Origin of the sequence: Escherichia sp. E.sYA108, assembly GCF_011754335.1 — a bacterium.
Lineage (GTDB): Bacteria > Pseudomonadota > Gammaproteobacteria > Enterobacterales > Enterobacteriaceae > Escherichia > Escherichia coli.
In genome coordinates this window covers 1,736,987-1,763,492 of record NZ_JAAQVZ010000001.1, presented here as the reverse complement: position 1 = coordinate 1,763,492, position 26,506 = coordinate 1,736,987, and the positions used below count along the sequence as shown (strand labels likewise).

23 protein-coding genes and 1 pseudogene are annotated in these 26,506 nt (G+C 50.4%); 11 read left to right on the top strand and 13 right to left on the bottom strand.

The genetic code is table 11. From position 1 onward, the window contains the following. Nucleotides 1-10: 10 nt before the first annotated feature. Nucleotides 11-679: a GTP cyclohydrolase I FolE gene (gene folE / locus HBM92_RS08310; RefSeq protein WP_001139613.1), complete on the bottom strand. Its 669-nt coding sequence runs from the start codon at nt 677-679 to the stop codon at nt 11-13. A gap of 257 nt (nt 680-936) precedes the next feature. Here folE and yeiG point away from each other — a divergent pair, with 257 nt between their 5' ends. Next, nucleotides 937-1,773 carry an S-formylglutathione hydrolase gene (gene yeiG, locus HBM92_RS08305; protein WP_000425463.1) on the top strand — a complete coding sequence of 279 codons (837 nt, stop codon included), beginning with the start codon at nt 937-939 and terminating at the stop codon, nt 1,771-1,773. A gap of 31 nt (nt 1,774-1,804) precedes the next feature. Here the strand turns inward: yeiG and cirA are convergent, their stop codons facing one another. The 3 genes from cirA to yieE form a co-directional block, all read right to left on the bottom strand. Then, complete coding sequence (gene cirA / locus HBM92_RS08300) at nt 1,805-3,796, bottom strand: catecholate siderophore receptor CirA (RefSeq protein WP_000489277.1); 1,992 nt, start codon at nt 3,794-3,796, stop codon at nt 1,805-1,807. Between the two features lie 291 nt (nt 3,797-4,087). Then, nucleotides 4,088-5,557 (bottom strand): lysine-specific permease, encoded by a 1,470-nt coding sequence (gene lysP, locus HBM92_RS08295; protein WP_000534384.1) that lies wholly within the window; start codon nt 5,555-5,557, stop codon nt 4,088-4,090. A 204-nt stretch (nt 5,558-5,761) separates the two neighbouring features. Beyond that, a complete protein-coding gene (yieE, locus tag HBM92_RS08290) occupies nt 5,762-6,643 on the bottom strand; it encodes a DNA-binding transcriptional regulator YeiE (protein WP_000548294.1) in 882 nt (293 codons plus the stop codon). 98 nt (nt 6,644-6,741) lie between these two features. Between yieE and HBM92_RS08285 the strand changes: the two genes are divergently transcribed. From HBM92_RS08285 to HBM92_RS08275, 3 genes are all read left to right on the top strand, one after another. Next, the gene (locus tag HBM92_RS08285) at nt 6,742-7,791 is read left to right on the top strand and encodes a YeiH family protein (protein ID WP_000182056.1); all 1,050 of its coding nucleotides are present in this window, start codon (nt 6,742-6,744) and stop codon (nt 7,789-7,791) included. Between the two features lie 73 nt (nt 7,792-7,864). Continuing rightward, on the top strand, nt 7,865-8,722 hold the full coding sequence (gene nfo / locus HBM92_RS08280; protein ID WP_000873880.1) for a deoxyribonuclease IV: 858 nt from the start codon (nt 7,865-7,867) through the stop codon (nt 8,720-8,722). A 3-nt stretch (nt 8,723-8,725) separates the two neighbouring features. Then, nucleotides 8,726-9,814 (top strand): sugar kinase, encoded by a 1,089-nt coding sequence (locus HBM92_RS08275; RefSeq protein ID WP_000999817.1) that lies wholly within the window; start codon nt 8,726-8,728, stop codon nt 9,812-9,814. Between the two features lie 102 nt (nt 9,815-9,916). Here HBM92_RS08275 and HBM92_RS25790 read toward each other — a convergent pair. Continuing rightward, nucleotides 9,917-9,982: pseudogene (locus HBM92_RS25790) on the bottom strand (hypothetical protein); the annotation flags it as partial. Nucleotides 9,983-10,081: 99 nt separating this feature from the next. Then, nucleotides 10,082-11,023 carry a ribosylpyrimidine nucleosidase gene (gene rihB / locus HBM92_RS08270; RefSeq protein ID WP_000415422.1) on the bottom strand — a complete coding sequence of 314 codons (942 nt, stop codon included), beginning with the start codon at nt 11,021-11,023 and terminating at the stop codon, nt 10,082-10,084. A gap of 129 nt (nt 11,024-11,152) precedes the next feature. On the opposite strand from rihB, the gene HBM92_RS08265 reads away from it, so the two are divergent. Further along, complete coding sequence (locus tag HBM92_RS08265) at nt 11,153-11,851, top strand: transcriptional regulator YeiL (RefSeq protein ID WP_000658608.1); 699 nt, start codon at nt 11,153-11,155, stop codon at nt 11,849-11,851. A gap of 66 nt (nt 11,852-11,917) precedes the next feature. Here HBM92_RS08265 and HBM92_RS08260 read toward each other — a convergent pair whose 3' ends face one another. From HBM92_RS08260 to fruB, 6 genes are all read right to left on the bottom strand, one after another. Continuing rightward, nucleotides 11,918-13,168, bottom strand: a complete 1,251-nt coding sequence (locus HBM92_RS08260) for a NupC/NupG family nucleoside CNT transporter (RefSeq protein ID WP_000353897.1) — start codon at nt 13,166-13,168, stop codon at nt 11,918-11,920. A 93-nt stretch (nt 13,169-13,261) separates the two neighbouring features. Further along, nucleotides 13,262-14,200 (bottom strand): pseudouridine-5'-phosphate glycosidase, encoded by a 939-nt coding sequence (psuG, locus tag HBM92_RS08255; protein ID WP_001293148.1) that lies wholly within the window; start codon nt 14,198-14,200, stop codon nt 13,262-13,264. Next, a complete protein-coding gene (locus tag HBM92_RS08250) occupies nt 14,188-15,129 on the bottom strand; it encodes a pseudouridine kinase (RefSeq protein WP_001207098.1) in 942 nt (313 codons plus the stop codon). Before HBM92_RS08250 ends, psuG begins: the two co-directional genes overlap by 13 nt. 455 nt (nt 15,130-15,584) lie before the next feature. After that, complete coding sequence (fruA, locus tag HBM92_RS08245; RefSeq protein WP_000854450.1) at nt 15,585-17,276, bottom strand: PTS fructose transporter subunit IIBC; 1,692 nt, start codon at nt 17,274-17,276, stop codon at nt 15,585-15,587. Between the two features lie 16 nt (nt 17,277-17,292). Then, a complete protein-coding gene (fruK, locus tag HBM92_RS08240; protein ID WP_000091263.1) occupies nt 17,293-18,231 on the bottom strand; it encodes a 1-phosphofructokinase in 939 nt (312 codons plus the stop codon). Continuing rightward, nucleotides 18,231-19,361 (bottom strand): fused PTS fructose transporter subunit IIA/HPr protein, encoded by a 1,131-nt coding sequence (gene fruB / locus HBM92_RS08235; RefSeq protein ID WP_000487248.1) that lies wholly within the window; start codon nt 19,359-19,361, stop codon nt 18,231-18,233. The genes fruK and fruB overlap by 1 nt, the downstream gene beginning before the upstream one ends. A gap of 366 nt (nt 19,362-19,727) precedes the next feature. Between fruB and setB the strand changes: the two genes are divergently transcribed. Further along, nucleotides 19,728-20,909, top strand: coding sequence for a sugar efflux transporter SetB (gene setB / locus HBM92_RS08230; protein WP_000552001.1), 1,182 nt, complete (start codon nt 19,728-19,730; stop codon nt 20,907-20,909). Here the strand turns inward: setB and HBM92_RS08225 are convergent. Next, a complete protein-coding gene (locus tag HBM92_RS08225) occupies nt 20,906-21,160 on the bottom strand; it encodes a YkgJ family cysteine cluster protein (protein ID WP_000389030.1) in 255 nt (84 codons plus the stop codon). The two genes, setB and HBM92_RS08225, sit on opposite strands and share 4 nt — an antisense overlap. 154 nt (nt 21,161-21,314) lie before the next feature. Between HBM92_RS08225 and yeiP the strand changes: the two genes are divergently transcribed. The 5 genes from yeiP (at nt 21,315) to mepS (ending at nt 26,410) form a co-directional block, all read left to right on the top strand. Then, entirely contained in the window at nt 21,315-21,887 is a 573-nt protein-coding gene (gene yeiP, locus HBM92_RS08220; RefSeq protein WP_001136827.1) for an elongation factor P-like protein YeiP, read from the top strand. Nucleotides 21,888-22,109: 222 nt separating this feature from the next. Further along, a complete protein-coding gene (locus tag HBM92_RS08215) occupies nt 22,110-23,576 on the top strand; it encodes a mannitol dehydrogenase family protein (protein ID WP_001305177.1) in 1,467 nt (488 codons plus the stop codon). A gap of 117 nt (nt 23,577-23,693) precedes the next feature. Beyond that, entirely contained in the window at nt 23,694-24,680 is a 987-nt protein-coding gene (gene yeiR / locus HBM92_RS08210) for a zinc-binding GTPase YeiR (RefSeq protein WP_000198833.1), read from the top strand. A gap of 38 nt (nt 24,681-24,718) precedes the next feature. Further along, nucleotides 24,719-25,432 carry a Kdo(2)-lipid A phosphotransferase gene (gene lpxT / locus HBM92_RS08205; RefSeq protein ID WP_001296239.1) on the top strand — a complete coding sequence of 238 codons (714 nt, stop codon included), beginning with the start codon at nt 24,719-24,721 and terminating at the stop codon, nt 25,430-25,432. A gap of 411 nt (nt 25,433-25,843) precedes the next feature. Next, nucleotides 25,844-26,410: a bifunctional murein DD-endopeptidase/murein LD-carboxypeptidase gene (mepS, locus tag HBM92_RS08200; RefSeq protein ID WP_000241011.1), complete on the top strand. Its 567-nt coding sequence runs from the start codon at nt 25,844-25,846 to the stop codon at nt 26,408-26,410. Nucleotides 26,411-26,506 lie beyond the last annotated feature (96 nt).

Sequence of the window (26,506 nt, the reverse complement as noted above, 5' to 3'; positions counted from 1 at the left end):
TGCCTTTTAATCAGTTGTGATGACGCACAGCGCGCAGAAACTCGTGGCGCGTATTCTGACTGGATTTGAACAATCCACCAAGAGAGGTCGTTGTCGTGGCACTGGTTGCATCGCGGATGCCACGCGCCTTCACGCAGTAATGCACCGCGTCGATAGAGACAGCCACGTTATTGGTGCCCAGCAGCGTTTGTAGCGCAATGAGAATTTGCTGCGTCAGACGTTCTTGTACCTGCGGACGCTGGGCAAAGAACTGCACAATACGGTTAATTTTTGACAGACCGATGACCGAATCTTTCGGGATATAGGCCACCGTCGCTTTGCCATCGATGGTAACAAAATGGTGTTCACAGGTGCTGGTCAGAGTGATATCGCGCACGGTGACCATTTCATCGACCTTCATTTTGTTTTCAATGAGGGTGATTTTCGGGAAATTGGCGTAATCCAGACCGGAGAAAATTTCATCGACATACATTTTAGCGATGCGATGCGGCGTTTCCATCAAACTGTCATCAGCCAGGTCGAGATTCAGCAGCTGCATGATTTCGGTCATATGACCAGCAATAAGGCTTTTGCGCGTTTCGTTATCCATTTCATGCACGGGCGGGCGCAGCGGTGTTTCCAGTCCTCGCGCAACTAACGCTTCATGAACCAGGGCCGCTTCTTTACTGAGTGATGGCATTTATGATTTCTCCTGCAGGTGTGACGCCTCCGCCCTGCGTGGGGGCAAAGTTATTAAGCTGATTTACAGCCTGATTATTGTGCGTGAGGCGGCGCACATAATCCAGTATTCACAGCGATAATTATTGTAATTGCCGCTGCCTTTCATCAGCAGATGTTAAAACATCGTTATGCAAATACGGAAGTGAAAGTTACTCACAGCACATTGAATAAACGGTATGATGAAGAAATTGCAAACAACACAACAAGGAGCCACGCATGGAAATGCTCGAAGAGCACCGCTGTTTTGAAGGCTGGCAGCAACGCTGGCGACACGACTCCAGTACCTTAAACTGCCCGATGACGTTCAGTATCTTTCTCCCACCACCTCGTGATCACACCCCGCCACCAGTGCTGTACTGGCTTTCCGGATTAACCTGCAATGACGAGAACTTCACCACCAAGGCGGGTGCCCAGCGCGTGGCGGCGGAACTGGGGATTGTACTGGTGATGCCAGACACCAGCCCGCGCGGCGAACAGGTTGCCAACGACGATGGCTACGATTTAGGCCAGGGCGCGGGGTTTTATCTTAACGCCACGCAACCACCGTGGGCGACGCATTACCGGATGTATGATTATCTGCGCGATGAATTACCGGCGCTGGTTCAGTCGCAATTTAATGTCAGCGACCGCTGCGCTATTAGCGGTCATTCCATGGGTGGTCACGGTGCGCTGATTATGGCGCTGAAAAATCCGGGTAAATACACCAGCGTTTCCGCCTTTGCGCCAATTGTGAATCCGTGCAGCGTCCCGTGGGGAATCAAAGCGTTTAGCACTTATTTAGGTGAGGACAAAAATGCATGGCTGGAATGGGACAGTTGCGCGTTGATGTATGCCAGTAACGCGCAGGATGCAATCCCGACGCTTATTGATCAGGGTGATAATGATCAGTTTCTTGCTGACCAACTGCAACCTGCAGTACTGGCAGAAGCCGCGCGCCAGAAAGCGTGGCCGATGACGCTGCGTATTCAGCCGGGATATGATCACAGTTACTACTTCATCGCCTCTTTTATAGAGGATCACCTGCGCTTCCATGCGCAGTATTTACTGAAGTGAAAGTCCGCCCGGTTCGCCGGGCATCTTCTCATCAGAAGCGATAATCCACTGCCATAAAGTAACGACGTCCGTCTTCGTTATAGCTGTAGTCGTCACGACTGAGATCCTTGTCGCCAAGGTTCAGCACGCCTGCGCGCAGTTTGACGTCTTTAGTCACCTGCCAGGCCGCGCCGGTATTCCAGATGGTATAACCGCCCGGTGTTTTAGCCGTCGCGCTGTCGGCGCGTTTCTGCCCGGTATAGTGACCAGAAACATAGAATGACCAGTCTTCCAGCGCCAGCGGTTTCCAGTCCAGCGTACCGTTAGCAGTATGGAACGGCAGATCGGATAGCGGTTTGTTTTCGCCGTTGCTGACATCACGACCATCGTTGTAGGTGTAGTTGATCGACAGTTTCCATTCATCGTTGAACGGAATTTTCAGTTCGGTTTCCACGCCCTGAATACGAGCTTTGTTAACGTTGTAGTAGCTAAATACCGGTATGCGCCGTCCGTTAGCGCCCGTCTCAAAACCGACAAAGTTTTGGTAGCCCGGTGCAGCATTGACGTCAGACGTACGGCTAATGCTGATACGATCTTTCACATCGTTACGGAAAACGGTAACGCTGGATTCAACCCCTTCCAGCCAGCCTTCTTCACCCATGTAGTAAAGCCCCAGCTCCCAACTTTCGCTGGTTTCTGGTTTCAGATCCGGGCTACCCACAATCTTACATGCGCCACGGCAGGAATTGCTCGTCCAGTCAGGGCTAAGTTGCAACAGAGAAGGGGCTTTAAATGCCGTCGCCCAGCCCCCTTTCACCGTTACGGTGTCGGTGGCGTTATAAACCAGGTAGGCACGCGGACTCCAGTGTTCACCGTAGGTTTCGTGATCGTCCATACGCACGCCGGTCGTCAGCGCCAGCGGCTCGAAGATCCGCCATTCATCTTCCACAAACAGCGCGTACTGGCTGGCAGACGTTTTGGAGCTGGTTCCCCCGGTCAGGTTCACCGCATCGCTAAGTTTGTCGTGACGCCATTCACCGCCAACCGTGAGAAACTGATTAATCGCCGTCAGCGGCAACGTGTATTTGCCGTCGACCGTATTGCTTTCGGAAGTTATCGGGCTGCTGTTGCCAGGGTTTTTGTTCTCGACTTTCTCACCGTAGTATTTCAGTTCGCTGGTGCCGTAATCCCAACGCCCATTATGGCTGACGGAGTAGTTCTGGCGTTCCAGGCGGTTTTTGTCCAGCGAGTCGGAATCACGATCCTGACGGTCGAAACCGTATCCGGCAGTAAAATCGTGATTTTGATTCGGTGTCCAGGCAAATTCGACATTGCCGTCGCGGCTGGAGAATCCTTCAATACGCGGCGTTTCTCCGGTATCGGTGGTCGTTGAGTTTTGCGGGTCATCCTTTTCACGTTTTGCCAGGCTGCCGTAAGCTTTCATTCCCAGCACGCCGTCAATTAATGGTCCGCTGGTAAAGAATTGACCGTTATAGGTATCACCGCGATCGCGATGTTCCTGAACGGTGGTATCGACGGTAACGGTGCCCGACCATTTCTGACCGATTTTTTTGGTGATGATATTCACTACACCGCCGAGCGCATCGGAACCGTACAGCGACGACATCGGGCCACGAACCACTTCAATACGTTCGATGGAATCGACCGGGATCCAGTTCAGATCGAAATCATTGTGGCGGAAGACGGCATTGCGGGAGTTAACGCGTTTACCGTCGACAAGAATCAGGGTGTAGCTGCTGTCCAGACCACGAATACTTACGCCCTTACGGTTATCCCCTTCGTTCGTCAGTTGTACGCCAGGCACTTCTTTGAGGACATCCTTCAGATTCTGTACCGGTTTTCGCTGCAGGTCTTCCTGGGTAATGACGCTGATACTGGCGGGAGCATCTTTAAGGTTTTGTTCAACGGAAGATGCAGTGACAACCATCGTTTCGCCATCATCATCGACCGCTAACACAGGCCATGCACAAGAAATAGCGGACAAACACAGCCCGACCCGTACGAAAGGGTTCAACCTAAACATTCCATATCTCCATGAGGTAACTACGAAAATAAAATGGGTATCGCTCACATCTTCTTTACGTCCCCTTGCGTACGGCAGCATCGCGGTGGACTTATTTGTATGCAGGTGATCATCCCAGAAAGCCGGAACAGCCTCTGATTTGTCAGCCTTTTTTGATTGCGGCGTAACGATAATGCAAACGATAACAATTATAAATCCAAATGTTAAATTTTATATCCGCATGATTTGTCAGGGAAATGGAATTGAAAAAGCCCTCTCGGTTGAGAGGGCTTAGCAAGGAAGGGAGGAAACTTATTTCTTATCGTTCTGCGGGAACTTCATTTCGCTGTAGCGTACGAAGTGAGTTCCTTTAATCAGCTTGTAGCCGAACCAAATAATCAGGAACAGCGGGATACCAATATACGTTGCCGCTACGCCGCCCCAGTCAATGGTATCTTTCAGGAACGCTTCGTAGTTCTGGCCCAAAGTGATAATCAGACACAGAATGAATGCGAAGATCGGCCCCAGTGGGAAGAAACCGGAACGGTACGGCAGATCGTTAATGTCGTGTCCCTGCAATACGTACCCGCGACGGAAACGATAGTGGCTAATGGCAATCCCCAGCCAGGCGATAAAACCCGTCATCCCGGAGGTGTTCAGCAGCCACAGGTATACCGTCTGGTTGCCAAACATGGAGGTCAGGAAGCACAAACCGGCAATCACCGTCGTCGCATACAGCGCATTACGCGGCACGCCACCACGCGACAGTTTAGCGAAAATGCGCGGCGCTTTACCGTCACACGCCAGGGTATACAGCATACGAGTAGACGCATACATACCGGAGTTACCTGCTGACAGCACCGCCGTCAGAATAACTGCGTTCATCACCGCCGCCGCAGAGAGCAGACCCGCGTGCTGGAACACCAGGGTGAACGGACTGACGCTGATGTCTTTAACATCGTTACGCAGCAGGCTCGGATCGGTATACGGAATAATCAGGCTGATAATCAGGATCGCGAACACATAGAACAACAGGATTCGCCAGAATACCTGACGTACCGCGCGTGGAATGTTTTTCGCCGGATCTTCGGACTCGCCTGCAGCAATACCGATCAGCTCGGTTCCCTGGAAAGAGAAGCCGACAATCATAGCTACGCCGATCATCGCCGCAAAACCACCAGCAAACGGCGCTTCGCCGATTGTCCAGTTGCTCCAGCCTGCAGGCTGCGCGCCTTTGAAGATACCGATAATCATCAGCACGCCAACGATGATAAAGACAATAACTGTCGTGACTTTGATCAGTGAGAACCAGTATTCCGCTTCACCAAAGCCGCGAACAGAGATGTAGTTCAACAGGAAGATAACGCCGAGGAACAACGCACTCCAGATCCAGCCCGGTGTATCCGGGAACCACCAGCTCATGACCAGCTGTGCTGCAACCAGGTCAACGGCAATAGTCACCGCCCAGTTGTACCAGTAGTTCCAGCCCAGCGCGAAGCCAAAGCCTTCTTCAACATAGTTCTGACCGTAAGTGGCAAACGAACCGGAAACCGGCATATATGCAGCCAGTTCACCGAGACTGGTCATCAGGAAGTAAACCATCAGGCCAATCAGCATATACGAGAGCAATGCCCCGCCCGGACCTGCCTGAGAAATCGTTGCGCCAGAGGCAACAAAAAGACCTGTACCGATGGAACCGCCAATGGCAATCATCGTCAGGTGACGCGCCTTTAATTCACGGCGTAAGCCCGGCGCTTCTGTAGTTTTAGTTTCGGAACCCATACAAAAATGCTATCCATCTTAAAAATGAGGCGCGATTGTAGCAGACGATTGGCAATCCTTCCGGCAGAAATACACGGTTATAAGACACCTTCATGATCGCCCAGGGATTATAAGTAAAGCAGCCAATCTCTTTTCTGGCGAATGCATGCTGAGGGCGCTGCGTCACGAAATCGACACAGCACCAGCATGTTCTTGTACAGCACCTTAACGCGGTACATTCGCGGGATCGCAATAGTCCAGAAAGCGCCGTAGCGCGTTGGAAAGGTGTTTTTGCCGATGATGTATACGCCACAACGTACGCATCAGGCGCGGCAGAGGGACCGCAACTTCACTTAATGTGCCTGCCTGCAATTGATCTTCAATCACCCGTCGCGACAGGCAACTAATTCCCAACCCATGACGCACCGCATGTTTGATTGCCTCGGAGTTACCTAATTCCATCGCCATCTCAAACTTCGGTAAATGTGACAGCAACAGATAATCGACAATCTCCCGCGTGCCGGAACCGCGTTCACGCAGGATCCACGGCGCAGCGGCCAGCTGTTCTAAGGTGACCGGACCACGAGCCAACGGCGAAGTCGGCGCGGCGAAAACCACCAGCTCGTCTTCCAGCCACGGTTCAGAAATGATTTCAGTGCTGTGGCACGGTCCTTCAATAAAGCCAATATCAACGCGGAAATCCAGCACCGCTTGCATCACGTCCTGGCTATTCCCAACGCTAAGTTCAATCGGCAACTGCGGATAATCATGGCGATAACGGGCGATAACTGCAGGCAGAATGTAGTTACCGATGGTACTACTGGCATAGATACGAATCGCACCGTTGTCTTCGCGAAACAGTTGTTCGATTTCAACCGCCTGTTCAAGCAGTGCCAACGCTCGCGGATAGAGCAGCCGCCCGTGTTCATTAACAACCAGTCTTTTCCCCACGCGATCAAACAGTTGAACGCCAAGCTGCCCTTCCAGGTCGGTCAAGGCTGCGCTCACTGCTGATTGCGACAACGCCAGCATCACCGACGCCTGGGTGGTTGATCCACTTTTCAATACTTCTGCAAAAACTTCCAACTGCCGGAGGGTGATGTGCATAGTCGCTTACCACTTATAAAGATTAATTATAAATATATAATCAATTTTATTTTTAAACCAGTTAGTCGTAACCTTATGCCCGGTTAAAGGAGAGGGTTATGACGAATATCACCTTACAGAAACAACATCGTACACTGTGGCATTTTATTCCGGGGTTAGCCCTGAGTGCAGTTATCACCGGGGTCGCCCTGTGGGGTGGTTCCATTCCCGCGGTTGCGGGTGCCGGGTTTAGTGCCCTCACCCTCGCAATCTTGTTGGGGATGGTTTTAGGCAACACCATTTACCCGCACATCTGGAAAAGCTGTGACGGTGGTGTGCTGTTTGCCAAGCAATATTTATTACGTCTGGGTATCATTCTTTATGGCTTCCGTCTGACGTTCTCGCAAATTGCCGATGTCGGTATCAGTGGGATCATCATTGACGTGTTGACGCTGTCCAGTACCTTCCTGCTGGCTTGCTTCCTGGGGCAGAAAGTGTTTGGTCTGGATAAGCACACCAGCTGGTTGATCGGTGCCGGTAGCAGTATCTGTGGTGCTGCCGCGGTACTGGCGACTGAGCCGGTAGTGAAAGCAGAAGCCAGTAAAGTAACCGTGGCTGTTGCAACCGTTGTTATCTTCGGGACCGTCGCGATTTTCCTCTACCCGGCGATATATCCGCTGATGTCTCAATGGTTTAGTCCGGAAACTTTCGGTATCTACATTGGTTCTACTGTGCACGAAGTGGCGCAGGTGGTGGCGGCAGGTCATGCCATCAGCCCGGATGCAGAAAACGCAGCAGTTATTTCCAAAATGCTGCGCGTGATGATGCTGGCTCCGTTCCTCATCCTGCTGGCGGCGCGTGTTAAACAGCTGTCTGGGACGAACAGCGGCGAGAAAAGCAAAATCACTATTCCGTGGTTTGCCATCTTGTTCATCGTCGTTGCCATCTTTAACTCGTTCCACCTGTTACCGCAGAGCGTGGTGAACATGCTGGTAACGCTGGATACCTTCCTGCTGGCAATGGCGATGGCGGCGCTGGGTCTGACCACTCACGTCAGCGCGCTGAAAAAAGCCGGGGCGAAACCTCTGCTGATGGCACTGGTACTGTTTGCCTGGCTGATTGTTGGTGGTGGTGCGATTAACTATGTGATTCAAAGCGTCATCGCATAAACCACTACATCTTGCTCCTGTTAACCCGCTATCATTACCGTTTTCCTCCAGCGGGTTTAACAGGAGTCCTCGCATGAAATACATTGGAGCGCACGTTAGTGCTGCTGGCGGTCTGGCAAATGCCGCAATTCGCGCCGCCGAAATCGACGCAACCGCGTTTGCCTTGTTCACCAAAAACCAACGTCAGTGGCGTGCCGCACCGCTCACGACGCAAACCATCGATGAATTCAAAGCCGCCTGTGAAAAATATCACTACACATCGGCGCAAATTCTTCCCCACGACAGTTATCTGATTAACCTCGGACATCCGGTTGCTGAAGCTCTGGAAAAATCGCGCGATGCCTTTATAGATGAAATGCAGCGTTGCGAACAGCTGGGGCTTTCTTTGCTCAACTTCCACCCTGGCAGCCATCTGATGCAGATTTCAGAAGAGGATTGCCTTGCGCGTATTGCCGAATCCATCAACATTGCGCTGGATAAAACTCAAGGTGTCACCGCGGTGATTGAAAACACCGCCGGTCAGGGCAGTAACTTAGGGTTTAAATTCGAACATCTCGCAGCGATTATCGACGGCGTGGAAGATAAATCCCGCGTCGGCGTCTGCATTGATACCTGCCATGCTTTCGCTGCCGGGTATGATTTGCGTACTCCTGCCGAATGCGAGAAAACGTTCGCTGATTTTGCCCGTATTGTAGGCTTTAAGTATCTGCGCGGGATGCACCTCAACGATGCGAAAAGCACCTTTGGCAGCCGCGTTGACCGTCATCATAGCCTCGGCGAAGGCAATATCGGTCATGATGCGTTCCGCTGGATCATGCAAGACGACCGTTTCGACGGCATTCCGCTGATCCTTGAAACCATCAACCCGGATATCTGGGCAGAAGAGATCGCCTGGCTGAAAGCGCAACAAACTGAAAAAGCGGTGGCCTGATCGATGAACGACAGGGAAAAGCAGATTCTTAAAATTTTACGGCGTAACCCGCTGATTCAACAGAATGAAATCGCCGATATTCTGCAAATCAGCCGCTCACGTGTTGCCGCTCATATTATGGATTTGATGCGCAAGGGTTTGATTAAAGGCAAAGGATATATCCTTACCGAGCAGGATTACTGTGTGGTTGTGGGTGCAATCAATATGGATATTCGCGGAATGGCGGATATCCGTTACCCGCAAGCAGCCTCTCATCCAGGTTCTGTTCACTGTTCCGCAGGCGGCGTCGGACGTAATATCGCGCATAACCTGGCTCTGCTTGGTCGGGATGTGCATTTAATTTCAGCTATTGGCAACGATTTTTACGGCGAGACATTACTGGAAGAAACGCGCCGCGCGGGCGTGAACGTTTCAAACTGCATTCGTCTGCATGGACACAGCACTGCAACTTATCTCGCTATCGCTAATAAGCAGGAAGAAACTATCCTGGCAATCAATGACACACATATTCTGCAACAGCTAACGCCTCAACTGCTCAATACTTCACGGGACTTGATTCGCCATGCTGGTGTGGTGCTGGCTGATTGTAATCTCACACCTGAAGCCCTGGAGTGGGTCTTTACCATTGCTGATGAAATTCCGATGTTTGTCGATACCGTTTCCGAATTTAAAGCGAACAAAGTAAAAAACTGGTACAGCCGGATCCACACTCTGAAACCGACACAAAATGAACTGGAAATTTTGTGGGGGCAACCGATTAAAGACGACAACGATCGCATCAGAGCTGTAAATTCGCTGCATCAACAAGGTGTTAAACGCATTTTTGTTTATCTGAAAGATGAATCTGTATTTTGCAGCGATAAGGATGGAGAACAATTTTTGCTGACCGCGCCAGCGCATACGACAGTAGACAGTTTTGGTGCTGACGATGGTTTTATGGCGGGCCTGGTATATAGCTTTCTTGAAGGATACAGTTTCCGCGACAGCGCCCGTTTTGCGATAGCCTGCGCGGCAATTTCACGCGCCAGCGGCAGCTTAAACAACCCTACCCTGTCTGCCGATAACGCGCTTTCATTAGTGCCAATGGTGTAACAATGTTGCCGGATTCGACGCTTGACCGCATCTTATCCGGCTCATAAATTGCGCACTACGCTAAACCAATAAAGAATCCTGCAATAGTAGCACTCATCAGGTTACTGACAGCAAAAACGCAATAGCCAGTAATACCACCATTCCCAGAACACTTCTCATGACATCCATAGTTATTATCTCTTCATGTCATTTTGGGCGACGGCTCTCTGCCCATCATAAATAGCCGGGCCTGCATCTTGCGATACTGACCCGGCTTGTTATCAACACTTAATGGGTTTTTATGTAGCCGCGTACGCACTCTTCGACTAATCCCCAGAACCAGTCGGTATCAATAGTGATGCCGACTTTGGTATTGGCGGGCTTGCCAAGAACACCCAGCTCGTCGCAGACGGTACGCCCATAGCAAGGGCCACTGTTAACGTCCACTTCGACGTACATCTCCTGGGTTTTAATGCCATCAGGGTTAATCAAATAACCGATGCAGGTGGCGTCGTGCACCGGGCCGCCAGCCAGGCCGTAGTTTTCGAACTGCGTTTTGAGAGTGAAGTTCATGATGTCGCTGAACAGCTCTCCGGCAGGGCCGCCAGCCCTTTCCATCCGAGCAATCACGTCCGGGGTGCAAACGGTCTGGTTGGTAAGATCGAGGCCCATCATCACTAATGGAACGCCGGAGGTGAACACCACGCGTGCGGCCTCCGGGTCAGCAAAGATGTTGAACTCAGCAGATGGGGTGAAGTTGCCAGTACCATAAGCACCGCCCATCAGAACAATTTCACGGATTTTCGGCAGGATCGCGGGTTGCATACGCATTGCCACCGCGATGTTTGACAACGGACCAACCGGCACCAGAGTGATATCGCCATCGCTTGCCATAAGGGTATCGATGATATATTTCACCGCATGAGTGTTTTCTGCCTGGCGGGTCAGCGGCTCGAATACCGGGCCATCCAGTCCGGTTTCACCGTGAATATTATCGGCAACAATTTGTTGACGCATAATGGGCTGCGGCATCCCCGCATAAACCGGAACATTAATCTCCAGTTTCTGGCAAACATTCAGGCCATTAATTAATGTTTTATCGAGGGTTTGATTACCCGCTACAATGGTGATACCTAATAAATCAATCGCCGGATGTTTCGCCGCCATCATTATAGCAATAGCATCATCATGACCCGGATCACAATCCAGAATAATTTTTCTCTTTTCCATTGTTTATTTCCTCTGTTTCCAGTTGCGTTATTGTTTCTACAGCAAAGAAAATTCGACCTGGCCGATGATTGAATCTTAACAACAGCGTACGTATGCTAAATATGAGAAATCTCATAGCGGATAAACATCGTGAAAGAAATCCACAATAATGATCTTAAGCAGCAATTGATGAGTGAATCTGCGTTTAAGGATTGCTTTTCAACGGATGTTTCAGCCGATACGCGGCTGTTTCATTTTTTAGCGCGTGACTACATTGTGCAGGAAGGGCAACAGCCGTCCTGGCTGTTTTACCTGACGCGAGGCCGCGCCAGGCTTTACGTCACGCTTGCTAATGGTCGCGTGTCGCTGATCGATTTCTTTGCCGCGCCCTGTTTTATTGGCGAGATTGAGTTAATCGACAAAGACCATGAACCGCGTGCAGTGCAGGCTATTGAAGAGTGTTGGTGCCTTGCGCTCCCTATGAAGCATTACCGCCCGTTGTTATTAAACGACACGCTATTTTTACGAAAACTCTGCGTCACCTTAAGTCATAAAAATTATCGTAATATTGTTTCTTTAACTCAGAATCAATCATTTCCGTTAGTGAATCGCCTGGCAGCTTTTATATTACTCTCGCAGGAAGGTGATCTTTATCACGAAAAGCATACGCAAGCGGCAGAGTATTTAGGCGTTTCTTATCGACATCTTTTATATGTTCTTGCGCAATTCATTAATGACGGTTTATTAATTAAAAGCAAGAAAGGGTATCTCATTAAAAACAGAAAGCAGTTGTCAGGACTGGCGCTGGAGATGGACCCGGAGAATAAATTCTCCGGGATGATGCAGTAAAAATTATTGGCAATAGTGCGATTGCCGGATGCAACGCTTAATAAGGCGTACATCCGGCAATGAAACTCAAGCTAAACCAATAAAGAACCCGGCAATGGTCGCGCTCATCAGGTTGGAAAGCGTCGCCGCCGCCAGCGCCCGTAAACCAAGCTGGGCGATTTCCGGCGCGCGTTTTGGCGAAATAGCCGAAAACGCTCCAACGACAACACCGATAGAACCAAAGTTTGCAAACCCACAGAGGGCGAACGAGATAATGGCAATGGTCTTGACATCCAGCGTGCCGCTCGTTTGCAGATAGGGCGAGAAATTGAGATAAGCAACAAACTCATTAATCGCCAGTTTCTGCCCAATCAAACTTCCGGCAAGATTTGCATCACTCCAGTCCACCCCCATAATCCATGCCAACGGGGCCAGCACATAGCCGAAAATGCTTTCCAGAGAGACATTGGCAAAACCAAACCAGCCGCCAACTCCACCAATAATGCCGTTGATCAGCGCAATAATTGCGACAAACGCCATTACCACCGTCGCCACACCGGCGGCGATTTTCAGCCCAGTCATTGCACCGTTCGCCGCAGCTTCAATAATGCTTTTTGGCGGTGTTTCGCTAAACGACAGATTTTCAAACGTAACTTGCGAAGGTTCCGTCGCCGGACTAAGAATACGTGCAAACAGGATACCGCCAGGAATAGCCATCAGCGAAGCGGCTAACAAATAGTCAATCGGCACGCCCATTCCGGCATAGCCAATCATCATCGAACCCGCAATAGACGCCATGCCGCTACAAATAGCCGTAAATAGCTCGTTGCGATTCATGCGATCAATAAAAGGTTTAACGATCGCCGGGATCTCATTTTGCCCGAGGAAAATAGTGGTGACTGCGACAAAAGATTCGATTTTGCTGATGTTGAGGGCTTTCTGAAAAATACTGCCAAGAATACGAATCAGCAGCCCCATTACGCCAATGTAGTACAGCAAGCTGATAAGCGCGGTAACGAAAATAATCGCCGGGAGTACGCGAAAGGCGAAGATAAAGCCCGCACCGTCAAACAGAACATCCATTTTGGGACCGACCAGCGAACCAAAAATAAAGGCACTTCCTGCGTCACTGTAGGACATCACTTTATGGACGCCTAATGCCGCCTGCTCTACTGCCCATTTTCCCGGGGGAAAATAGAGCATGATGCCACCAATGGCAATTTGCAGCAGCAGCGCAGCCCCAACCGTGCGCAAGCTGATGCTCTTTTTATTTACCGACAACACAAAGGCAATTGCCAGCAATACCACCATCCCCACAACACTTCTCATTATATCCATAATGATTTTCCCTTCATGCCAGTAAACCCGGCGTCAGCGCCAGGTTTTGGTATGTTTGATGAGTACGGGCGACGGCTTTCTGCCCACCAGAAATTAACCCACGAGACGCTGATATTCTTTGGCAATTTCGCTCGCCAGAATGGCGTTATTAAAGACCAGTTGAATATTGGATTTCAGGCTATCACCGCCGGTTAGCTCCGCAACACGCGCCAGCAGGAACGGTGTACTCTCTTTCCCAATAACACCCTGTTCTTCGGCTTCAGCAACGGCTTGATCAATTGCTGCATTGATGGTTTCTTCTGGCATCGCAAACTGTTCCGGGATCGGGTTCGCTACCACCAGGCCGCCGTTCAAACCGGTTTGCCACTTCACTGCCATCGCGCGAGCAATTTCGCGGGCACTGTCGAGACGAATGCTGACTTCAAATGGGCTGGTTCGGCAGAAAAACGCAGGCAGCGCTTTTGTCTGATAACCAATTAACGGTACACCGAAGGTTTCTAAATATTCTGTTGTTAATCCTAAATCGAGAATAGATTTTGCCCCCGCACAAACAACAGTGACATTGGTATTTGCCAGTTCCTGTAAATCGGCAGAAATATCGAAGGTATGTTCCGCTCCGCGATGCACACCACCAATACCTCCGGTTGCAAAAACTTTAATCCCAGCCAGTGCTGCAATAATCATGGTTGATGCAACGGTAGTCGCGCCATTTTTCCCTGCAGCAACGACAAAAGGTAAATCACGACGACTAACTTTCGTCACGTTATGTCCTTCACGGCCCAGCAATTCGATTTCTTCTTTACTTAAGCCCACTTTCATCACACCGCCAATAATGGCGATAGTGGCTGGTACTGCGCCCTGTTTACGAATTGTTTCTTCTACTTCAATTGCGGTTTGGGCATTTTGTGGGAATGGCATTCCGTGAGAAATTATGGTCGATTCCAGCGCAACAACCGGTTTTTTATTTTTTAAAGCATCCTGTACTTCAGCGGATATTTGTAATAATTCAGGGGACAGAGTTAATTCAGACATTCTGTGTTCTCCACTAACGATGTAACATTGGCAATTGATAATTCAGGGTTGTTGGTATATTCACAGGCAAGTGCCATTGACGAACATCCCTGCGCAAATCGAACAGAATCGATAAACGGCATACCGTCTACCCAACAGGAGGCCAGCCCCGCCATCATGGCGTCGCCTGCCCCAGTAACATTGATGACATTCGTTTTAATAGGGGCCGACCACCCACTTTCACCGTTGATATCACTGTAGTAAACGCCATCCCCTCCCATGCTAAGCACCAGGCGGTTCAGGCCGTGTTGATGAAACCAGGCGGCGACCTTTGCGACATCTTCACGTCCGGAAAGTGCAATTCCGCTCAACGTTTCGGCTTCAAGACGGTTAGGTTTTAACGTATGGATTTTGCTCAGATGATCGCGGATTTTGACGCATTTCCATGCCGATACCGGATCAATAAATACAGGCGTTTCCCCGCTATTTTCCAGAACCCAGACCAGCGCCTCTTCACTAAGGTTGCAATCCGCGACAATAACCTTTGCACCGCGAATAAACTCCTGATGCTGGGCAAGAAATTCTGCAGAAATACAGTCACTAATACTCATATCATTTATCGCGACAAGCATTTCTCCTGTATTATCGAGCAGTGATAAATAGCTGGATGTATTCTCACCCGGAACAATTAAGCATTTATCGACATAAACACCGGATTGATTAGTTTGCGCCAGTAATGATTGCCCATAAAAATCACCACCTACTGCACTTAAAAGCCAGGCATTTTTCCCCAGTAACGCCAGATTATGAGCGATATTCCTTCCCACGCCACCTGGGGTAAATTTAATTTTTCCGGGATTCGAATCCGCATAATTCAATGGATGATGTGAATACCCAGCCACATCAATATTCGCCGAGCCAATAATTACTATGTAGTCCTTTTCGCGCATAGCACGCCCCCTGGCAATAAATTGCCAACGAAGAAATTGGGTAAAATAGTCATTACAGTCAATAAGACTATTAGAGCACGTGTTCAGATTTAAACACATGTTCATAATAAGCATGTTTAACGCAATGTAAATCGATCAGAAAAAACGAAATCGGCCAGATATGAAGGCGGTCACAAAATTTGTCTATTTATGCAGCAACAAAAGAGAAAGTTGTGATGTGTAACACACAATATGGCAGGCAAGAAAAAGGGCAGAGATGTTTCTGCCCTCAGATTGTTGACAATGCGCGCTTTGTTCATGCTGGATGTGGCGTAAACGCCTTATCCGACCTACAAAAGCGCAAAAATTCAATATATTGCAGGGTTCATGTAGGTCTGATAAGCATAGCGCATCAGGCAATTTTGCGTTTGTCATCATCGGGGCAGAGATGTCTCAGCCCCGATGATGAAGAGAAATTATGCGTTTTTTTCTACTATTTGTGTTTCCGGGCGTTTGAGGAAGGCATAGGCCAAACCCGCCACCAGCGTACCGGCAATAATTGCTACCAGGTAACCCAATACCGGCGTAATAGCGCCAGGGATCAGCAGAACAAACAGACCACCGTGTGGTGCCATCAGTTTTGCACCAATCGCCATTGAGATTGCGCCAGTCAGCGCCCCACCAACGATACAGCACGGTAGCACACGCATCGGATCACGAGCAGCAAACGGAATTGCACCTTCCGAAATAAAGCACAGACCAAGTACCAGAGCGGCTTTGCCACCTTCCTGCTGCGCTTTGTCGAATTTGCGACGCGCCACCATTGTTGCCAGACCCATTGCCAGCGGTGGCACCATACCTGCCGCCATAATCGCCGCCATCGGGCCATAGGTTTGAGTACTCAGCAGACCCACACCGAATGCGTACGCTGCTTTGTTTACCGGACCGCCCATGTCAGTACACATCATGCCACCGAGGATCGCCCCCAGCAGAACCGCATTCGCAGTCCCCATGGTCTGCAGCCAGTGAGTCAACCCATCGAGAATGCCAGCAACCGGTTTACCGATTAGGTAGATCATCGCCAGACCGACCACCAGACTGGAAATTAGCGGAATGATCAGGATCGGTTTCAGTGCCTCCATACTCTGTGGCAGTTTCAGTTGCGTACTGATTAACTTCGCAATGTAACCCGCCAAGAAGCCCGCAATAATACCACCAATGAAGCCAGAACCGGTGCTAACCGCCAGCATACCGCCAATCAGACCCGGCGTGAGACCCGGACGATCGGCAATGGAGAAGGCAATATAACCTGCCAGTACCGGCACCATCAGCGCAAAGGCTGAACCACCACCAATCTGCATCAGCGCCGCTGCCAACGTACCCGGCTCTTTAAACGCTTCGATACCAAAAGCAAAAGAAAGCGCGATACACAGACCACCTGCAACAACCATCGGCAGCATGTAAGAGACGCCCGTCAGCAAGTGACGGTAAGCGCCTGCACTCTCTTTCTTACCTTCAGTGGTCGCTGTTTGAGTTTTGCCCGCCGGTTCATACGGCGTTGCTTCAGCAACCGCTTTATCCAGTTCCTGCGCAGTTTTCTTCAGCGCCAGACCGGTAGAGGTGCGATACATCGGTTTACCAGCAAATTTCGCCAGATCTACTTCGATATCTGCCGCCACAATCACCAGATCCGCTGCTGCGACTTCTTCAGGGGTGATTGCATTACCCGCGCCAACAGAACCACGGGTTTCAACTTTCACCCACCAGCCACGTTTTTTCGCTTCGGTTTCAATGGCTTCAGCCGCCATAAAGGTGTGTGCTACGCCAGTCGGGCAAGCAGTCACCGCAACTACGCGTTTCGGACCGCTGGCAGCAACCGGTGCTGTCGCAGCGACCGGCGCAGTGTAAGGTTTCGCATGGCCTTTGGCTTCACTCAGGAACAGCTCAGGGTGCGCAACTGCCCGGGAAATATCGCCCAGCCAGACATTTTTACCGTTCAGCGCGCTGTCGTTCGGGATGGAATCACCGAGAACAATCGCCATTTCAGCGTCGTTCGGATTGTCGATGATTTCCAGTTTTGCTTTTCGCGCCGCCGCGCCCAGCAGGGTCTTCGCCATATAGGCGCGTGCCTGACCGAGATTAGCGTCAATAATCAGCAGCGTTTTCATTATGCCTCTCCTGCTGTCAGTTAAAAGGTTGTAAGTCGACGCGCGCCATCATTGCGGCCAACTGCGGACGATCGGTAATACCCACATTGCTTTGACTTACCGCCAGGGCTGCAACAGCTGTCGCCAGACGCAGTGTGTGTTCACTGGATTCACGCATCAGCAAGCCATAAATCAGGCCACCAACCATAGAATCCCCTGCGCCAACGGTGCTTACGACATCGACTGACGGTGGTTTGGCGATCCATTCGCCGGAGGCATTAACCCAAAGCGCGCCTTCGGCACCCAGTGAAATAACGACATGCGCGATACCTTGTTCACGCAGCGCATGCGCAGCTTCAATCACATCTTTCATTTCAGGCAGTTTACGGCCTGCCCAGATTTCCAGCTCGCGGCGGTTAGGTTTCACCAGCCACGGTGCCGCTTTCAAACCTGCTACTAACGCTTCACGGCTACTATCAAAGATAATGCAAGGACACTGACTACGCAGGCGAGTCATCCAGTCGGTGAACGCTTCCGGGCTGACGCCTGACGGTAAGCTTCCGCTGACACAGACCATATCGAACTGACCGAGCCAGCTCAGAGAATCAGTCACAAAGCGTTCCCAGTCGGCGGGGGTGACTTCAAAACCCGAGAAGTTGAAGTCGGTCACTTCGCCGTCTTTTTCCGTCAGCTTAACGTTAATTCGGGTGCGCCCCTGTACAACCTGGAAACGGTTGGCAATGCCCAGCTCGCTGAACAGTTGCTGAAAACCATCCTGATTGTCTTTACCCAGGAAGCCGCCAACGGTGACATCAATTCCCAGGTCTTTTAATACTTTGGCCACGTTGATGCCTTTACCCGCCGCATGCAGACCGGTGGTTTTCACCAGGTTCACTTCGCCGCGTTCAATTTCCGGGCAGAAACCAACAAGGTCATAAGCCGGATTAAGGGTGATCGTAGCAACACGTCTGCTCATTATGCGCCCTCCCCAAGACCAGCAGCGATAGCGTCGCCAATGGCTTTCAGCGCCTGTTCAGCATCTGTACCCTGGGCGGTAAAGCGTAGGCGATGACCTTTCTTAACGCCAAGTGCCACAACTTTCATCAGACTACGTCCGTTTGCCGGTTTGCCGGTGCCATCAAGGTTTGTCACGGTAATATCACTGTTAAATTGTTTAATGGTATTGACCAGCATGGTACCTGGACGAGCATGCAGGCCGTGTTCATTGCGCACCACAAACTCCGCGCTTAACACGTCGTCGGTCGGCGCATCATCGCTGGTCAGCAGCGCCAGCAACGTTGCCGCATCCGCTTTCAGCAAGCGGTCAGCTTTATTATCGAGCAACAAATCAGCGAGACGCTTAAGAACCGCGATGGGCTGATCGTCATTCATCGCCACACTCACCAGCATGGCTGCCGTTTCGCCGTCCACATCAAAAGCATTTGCCGCACGGCTTACCGCAATCGCGCTACGCAGATTGCCTTCGGCGCTATCGCTCAGCCAGATACCCTGCCCGAGGTTCAGCGGTTGTTCATTGATGGCTTTGGTGACGAAAGTGGCGTCAACTGCCCCCGCTTCTTTCAGACGCGCAGCGTTCAGCGCCTGAAGAGTCAGCAGATCGCTGGCGACGATATCCAGCGTCAGCATTTCGTTGTCGAGCTTCAGCTGCTCACTCTGCTTTTCGCCCATCAGCAATGCGCGAAGTTCTTCTGCTGTTGTTGCTGACTTCAGTTGTTCAGCAACGGAATCATCGCTCAGTACGTGGGTCAGCTGGCGTAGCAGGCCCAGATGTTCATCCGAGCTGGCAGCAATACCGATCGCCACGTACGCTACCTGGCCGTCACCCCAGGTGACGCCTTCCGGGAACTGAAATACCTGAACGCCGGTTTTCAGCACCTGATCGCGGGTGTCGGTAGTGCCGTGTGGAATAGCAATACCATTGCCGAGGAACGTTGAGGTTTGCTGTTCGCGCGCCAGCATGCCATTGACGTAGCCTTCAGCTACATTACCGGCCTGCACCAGCGCCGCAGCGACCTGGCGAATCGCCTCTTCTTTGTCTCCGGCCTTTTCGCCCGGATGGATGTCCTGTACGGATAACTGGAACATAGTTCTCCTCTCTTGCTGAATTGAAACGATTCAGCTTCTATGAGAAAAAAGCGCCAACCTGGCTTAGGGTTAAAGACAAGATCGCGCTGAAACGTTTCAAGAAAGCATAATACTTTTGTTTCAGCACGCAAGGAAAGCCGTAAAGTTATGAGCAAAAGTTTGATGTGCTGCACAATTTTTTGTCATTTTTCCTAATTGCTGATGGGAAAATCCGTTATCAGCAATTTCATTTCAGCAGCGTCAGCAGCCAATCAGCAACAGTGAAATGGCATTTTGATTATTCGTGGCGCTTTTGATTTCGCTGTCTGTTTATTTTCTGACAAGCAGCGTAAACTCCGCGTCTTCCTCTTCCAGTGATCGACCAGCATGCATAACTCCCCCGCAGTCACCAGCGCGAAATCGTTTGACCTGACCTCGACGGCGTTTTTAATCGTTGCCTTTCTCACCGGTATTGCGGGCGCTCTGCAAACCCCGACACTCAGTATTTTTCTTACTGATGAAGTACATGCCCGTCCGGCGATGGTGGGATTCTTCTTTACCGGCAGCGCTGTCATTGGGATTCTGGTGAGTCAGTTTCTCGCCGGGCGCTCTGATAAGCGCGGCGATCGCAAATCGCTGATTGTCTTTTGCTGCCTGTTAGGCGTGCTGGCCTGCACCCTTTTTGCCTGGAATCGCAACTACTTTGTTTTGCTATTCGTTGGCGTCTTTCTTAGCAGCTTTGGCTCAACCGCTAACCCGCAAATGTTTGCCCTTGCCCGTGAACATGCTGACAAAACCGGACGTGAGGCGGTGATGTTCAGCTCTTTTTTACGCGCTCAGGTTTCACTGGCATGGGTCATTGGCCCACCGCTGGCTTATGCCTTAGCGATGGGTTTCAGCTTTACGGTAATGTATCTGAGCGCAGCGGTAGCGTTTATTGTTTGCGGCGTGATGGTGTGGCTGTTTTTGCCGTCGATGCAAAAAGAGCTTCCGCTGGCGACCGGCACGGTTGAAGCGCCGCGCCGTAACCGTCGCGATACGTTGCTGCTGTTTGTCATTTGTACATTGATGTGGGGCTCGAACAGCCTGTACATCATCAACATGCCGCTATTTATTATCAACGAACTGCATCTTCCCGAGAAACTGGCCGGTGTGATGATGGGGACCGCCGCAGGGCTGGAAATCCCGACCATGTTGATCGCCGGATATTTTGCCAAACGTCTGGGTAAGCGCTTCTTAATGCGCGTTGCTGCCGTGGGTGGCGTCTGTTTTTACGCAGGAATGCTGATGGCGCATTCACCTGTCATTCTGTTGGGCTTGCAGCTGCTAAATGCTATTTTTATTGGCATTCTGGGCGGCATCGGGATGCTCTATTTTCAGGATTTGATGCCCGGTCAGGCAGGTTCAGCCACCACGCTCTATACCAACACGTCGCGCGTGGGCTGGATCATCGCAGGATCAGTGGCGGGCATCGTCGCCGAGATCTGGAATTATCACGCTGTGTTCTGGTTTGCGATGGTGATGATTATCGCTACTCTGTTTTGCTTACTGCGAATTAAAGATGTTTAAGGCGCGGTCAGCATTTCCAGATCGATAAGCCAGGTCATTGCCTGCTGACGCGAGTTGCCGCACATTTCAGCGCTGGCTTGTAAGCCTGCACAGACTTTCGGTCGCAGTGGCGAGGTGAAAATTTTACAGCGTTGCTGTTCATCAAGCTGAATGCAGGGCGTATTGGCGGGCTTGCCATCTGGCATACCGGGAATAGGGCTGGAAATTGAAGGGGCAGTGCAACACGCCCCGCAACCCGGACGGCATTCCATACGTTGTTCTCTTAAGGTTAACCACCGGATTGATGAGCGCGCACAGTACCACCTTTTTTGCACCAGCAAAAGTGCGAATACCACTTGCCCGAAAGGCCCGTCGCGAGTACTTTGTCGCGATATTTTTGACATTTTCGACTACAGGAATTTTTCGATGCCAAGAGCGAACGAAATTAAAAAAGGTATGGTACTGAATTACAACGGCAAACTGCTGCTGGTTAAGGACATTGATATTCAGTCGCCCACTGCCCGCGGTGCCGCTACGCTGTACAAAATGCGTTTTTCTGATGTCCGTACCGGGCTGAAAGTAGAAGAGCGTTTCAAAGGTGATGATATCGTTGACACCGTGACGCTGACCCGCCGTTACGTTGACTTCTCCTATGTCGATGGCAACGAATATGTCTTTATGGATAAAGAAGACTATACCCCGTATACCTTCACCAAAGATCAGATTGAAGAAGAGTTGCTGTTTATGCCTGAGGGCGGCATGCCGGACATGCAGGTGCTGACCTGGGACGGTCAATTGCTGGCGCTTGAGCTGCCGCAGACCGTTGATCTGGAAATCGTTGAAACTGCACCAGGCATCAAAGGGGCATCTGCCAGCGCCCGTAACAAACCGGCGACATTGAGCACTGGTCTGGTGATTCAGGTACCAGAATACTTAAGCCCGGGCGAAAAAATTCGTATCCATATCGAAGAACGCCGTTATATGGGTCGTGCTGACTAACTTCAGCCGCATGCAGAAAAGGGATAGCTCAGGCTGTCCCTTTTTTAATTTATTATACCAATCTTCTATTTTGCGCTTCCTGAACACCTTACGCCCGCAATTTTCACTCGTTGATTGATCGCCCTCACACTTCATCGCATTAACAATCCAGACCAATTTCAATTGTTGTCATATAACTTTACACTGTCATTGTTAATTAATCGTTACTAAGACGTGACTCCTATGAATACAATCGCCTCCATTACGCTCCCGCATCATGTACACGCTCCACGCTACGATCGACAGCAGTTGCAATCACGTATCGTTCATTTTGGCTTTGGAGCCTTTCACCGCGCACATCAGGCGTTACTGACCGATCGTGTGCTGAATGCCCAGGGCGGCGACTGGGGGATCTGTGAGATCAGCTTGTTCAGCGGCGATCAACTGATGAGCCAGCTCCGCGCACAGAACCATTTATATACCGTGCTGGAGAAAGGTGCGGACGGCAATCAGGCGATAATTGTCGGTGCCGTTCACGACTGCCTGAATGCAAAACTGGATTCCTTAGCGGCAATTATTGAGAAATTTTGCGAGCCACAGGTGGCAATTGTTTCCCTGACGATTACCGAAAAAGGCTATTGTATTGACCCGGCCACCGGTGCACTCGACACCAGCAATCCGCGGATTATTCACGATCTTCAAAATCCTGAAGAACCTCACTCCGCGCCGGGTATTCTCGTCGAAGCACTGAAACGACGCCGTGAACGCGGCCTTGCACCGTTTACCGTACTCTCCTGCGACAATATTCCCGACAATGGCCATGTGGTGAAAAACGCGGTGCTGGGGATGGCGGAAAAACGTTCACCAGAACTCGCCGGGTGGATAAAAGAACACGTCAGTTTTCCGGGAACCATGGTCGACCGTATTGTTCCGGCAGCAACCGACGAATCACTGGCAGAAATCAGCCAGCATCTGGGGGTGAATGATCCCTGCGCGATTAGCTGCGAACCGTTTATCCAGTGGGTGGTGGAAGATAACTTCGTCGCTGGGCGTCCTGCCTGGGAAGTCGCTGGTGTACAAATGGTGAATGATGTCCTGCCATGGGAAGAGATGAAACTGCGTATGCTTAATGGCAGCCACTCTTTTCTCGCTTATCTGGGTTACCTCTCAGGATTCGCGCACATCAGTGATTGCATGCAGGATCGCGCATTTCGCCATGCCGCCAGAACATTAATGCTGGATGAGCAAGCGCCGACACTGCGGATTAAAGATGTCGATTTAACACAATATGCGGATAAGTTAATTGCACGTTTTGCTAATCCGGCACTGAAACATAAGACCTGGCAAATCGCGATGGATGGCAGCCAGAAATTACCGCAACGCATGCTGGCAGGTATTCGCATACATCTGGGGCGCGAAACGGACTGGTCGTTGCTGGCATTAGGCGTTGCAGGCTGGATGCGTTACGTCAGCGGCGTTGATGATGCCGGAAATGCCATTGATGTTCGCGATCCGCTTAGCGATAAAATTCGTGAACTTGTTGCGGGCAGCAGCAGTGAACAACGCGTAACCGCCCTGCTTTCCCTGCGTGAAATTTTCGGTGATGATCTGCCAGATAACCCGCATTTTGTGCAGGCCATCGAACAAGCCTGGCAACAAATCGCACAATTCGGCGCGCATCAGGCGCTATTAAACACCCTCAAAATTTAACGATTTCTGCGGTTAAAGCGGATGAAGCTCGCCTTCGTCCGCTCTCCCCTTCTCTTTTCTGCCTTTTTTAGCCAGGATTAACGCTCAGTTAACTTACCAGAGTATTGCGGAGCCGTTGTGACCAGAACCAACCTCATCACCGGTTTTCTCGGCAGCGGGAAAACTACGTCGATTCTTCATCTGTTAGCCCATAAAGATCCCAACGAAAAATGGGCGGTACTGGTTAATGAATTTGGGGAAGTCGGAATTGATGGTGCTTTGCTCGCCGATAGCGGCGCACTGCTGAAAGAGATCCCCGGCGGTTGCATGTGCTGCGTTAATGGTTTACCCATGCAGGTAGGGTTGAATACCTTACTGCGTCAGGGAAAACCAGACCGCTTGTTGATAGAGCCGACCGGGCTGGGCCATCCGAAACAGCTCCTCGATCTCTTAACCGCACCCGTCTATGAACCGTGGATAGATCTGCGCGCCACGTTGTGCATTCTCGATCCACGCCTGTTGCTGGACGAAAAAAGCGCCAGCAATGAAAACTTCCGTGACCAACTGGCTGCCGCAGACATTATTGTCGCCAATAAATCCGACCGTGCGACGCCCGAAAGTGAGCAAGCGCTAGAGCGCTGGTGGCAGCAAAATGGTGGCGATCGGCAATTAATTCACAGCGAGCATGGAAAAATTGACGGTCATCTTCTGGATTTGCCGCGTCGCAATTTAGCCGAGTTGCCCGCCAGCGCCGCGCATTCTCATCAGCATAGCGTGAAAAAAGGGTTAGCAGCGTTAAGCCTGCCAGAGCATCAACGCTGGCGTCGCAGTCTGAACAGCGGACAAGGGCATCAGGCCTGTGGCTGGATATTCGACGCTGATACGGTATTCGACACCATTGGTATTCTGGAATGGGCGCGACTTGCACCGGTGGAACGCGTCAAAGGCGTGCTGCGTATTCCCGAAGGGCTGGTGCGAATCAACCGTCAGGGCGATGACCTGCACATTGAAACGCAAAACGTTGCGCCACCGGACAGTCGTATTGAGCTGATTTCCAGCAGCGAAGCTGACTGGAATGCCTTGCAGAGCGCGCTGTTGAAGCTTCGTTTAGCGACTACCGCGTAAGGTTGCCTGCGTTTTTCAGTAAGATAATTAGAGAAAATATGATTAAAAATTTGCCGCAAATAGTGTTGTTGAATATTGTCGGCCTCGCGCTGTTTCTTTCCTGGTATATTCCCATTAATCATGGATTCTGGTTGCCGATTGATGCGGATATTTTTTATTTCTTTAATCAGAAACTGGTCGAAAGTAAGGCCTTTTTGTGGCTGGTTGCATTGACCAACAATCGCGCTTTCGACGGTTGTTCACTGCTGGCGATGGGAATGTTGATGCTGAGTTTCTGGCTGAAAGAAAACGCCCCAGGCAGACGACGTATCGTGATTATTGGTCTGGTCATGCTATTAACTGCAGTGGTATTAAACCAGCTGGGTCAGGCATTAATTCCTGTAAAACGGGCCAGCCCAACGTTGACTTTTACCAATATTAACCGCGTCAGCGAACTGCTCTCTGTTCCCACGAAAGATGCCTCACGAGATAGCTTTCCCGGCGATCACGGTATGATGCTGCTTATTTTTTCGGCATTCATGTGGCGTTATTTCGGCAAAGTTGCAGGCCTTATCGCCCTTATTATTTTTGTGGTTTTTGCGTTTCCCAGAGTAATGATTGGCGCACACTGGTTTACTGACATCATCGTCGGTTCCATGACCGTGATATTGATCGGTTTGCCCTGGGTGTTGCTGACGCCATTAAGTGATCGATTAATCACCTTTTTTGACAAATCACTTCCTGGAAAAAACAAACATTTCCAAAACAAATAACTCACAGTAATTAACATCATCAGGTTTATTTTTATAGTGAGGATAATCCTGATGATGCGCCTCCTGCTTTCATCCATCGAGCGCAAAAATCATTCTCTAAGTAAATGAATGGATTGCATGCGTTTCACTCAATCGTACTTTAATTGACCAATCCCGCTGATTAACTTTCTGTATCACTTTTTCTTATAAAAAATCATGTAAAACCGCTCGCCAAGACCGCACCAATCGGGTAATCTCGAACTCGTTTTGCCTCGGCGGTAGATTATCCTCACAGCATATAATTTTGTGCGTTAGTCCACAGATTTGGCCTTAAGGAATTGTTTCAACATGCCCAGGTAATTAGTCTCGTGTCGCTTGGCATTTTTTTATAACGATATTTGTCGTTAAGGACTTCAAGGGAAAACAAACAACATGGTCAAATCTCAACCGATTTTGAGATATATCTTGCGCGGGATCCCCGCGATTGCAGTAGCGGTTCTGCTTTCTGCATGTAGTGCAAATAACACCGCAAAGAATATGCATCCTGAGACACGTGCAGTGGGTAGTGAAACATCATCACTGCAAGCTTCTCAGGATGAATTTGAAAACCTGGTTCGTAATGTCGACGTAAAATCGCGAATTATGGATCAGTATGCTGACTGGAAAGGCGTACGCTATCGTCTGGGCGGCAGCACTAAAAAAGGTATCGATTGTTCTGGTTTCGTACAGCGTACATTCCGTGAGCAATTTGGCTTAGAACTTCCGCGTTCGACTTATGAACAGCAGGAAATGGGTAAATCTGTTTCCCGCAGTAATTTGCGTACGGGTGATTTAGTTCTGTTCCGTGCCGGTTCAACGGGACGCCATGTCGGTATTTATATCGGCAACAACCAGTTTGTCCATGCTTCCACCAGCAGTGGTGTTATTATTTCCAGCATGAATGAACCATACTGGAAGAAGCGTTACAACGAAGCACGCCGGGTTCTCAGCCGCAGCTAATAAACCGTTTGGATGCAATCCCTTGGCTATCCTGACGAGTTAACTGAAAGCACTGCTTAGGCAGTGCTTTTTTGTTTTCATTCATCAGAGAAAATG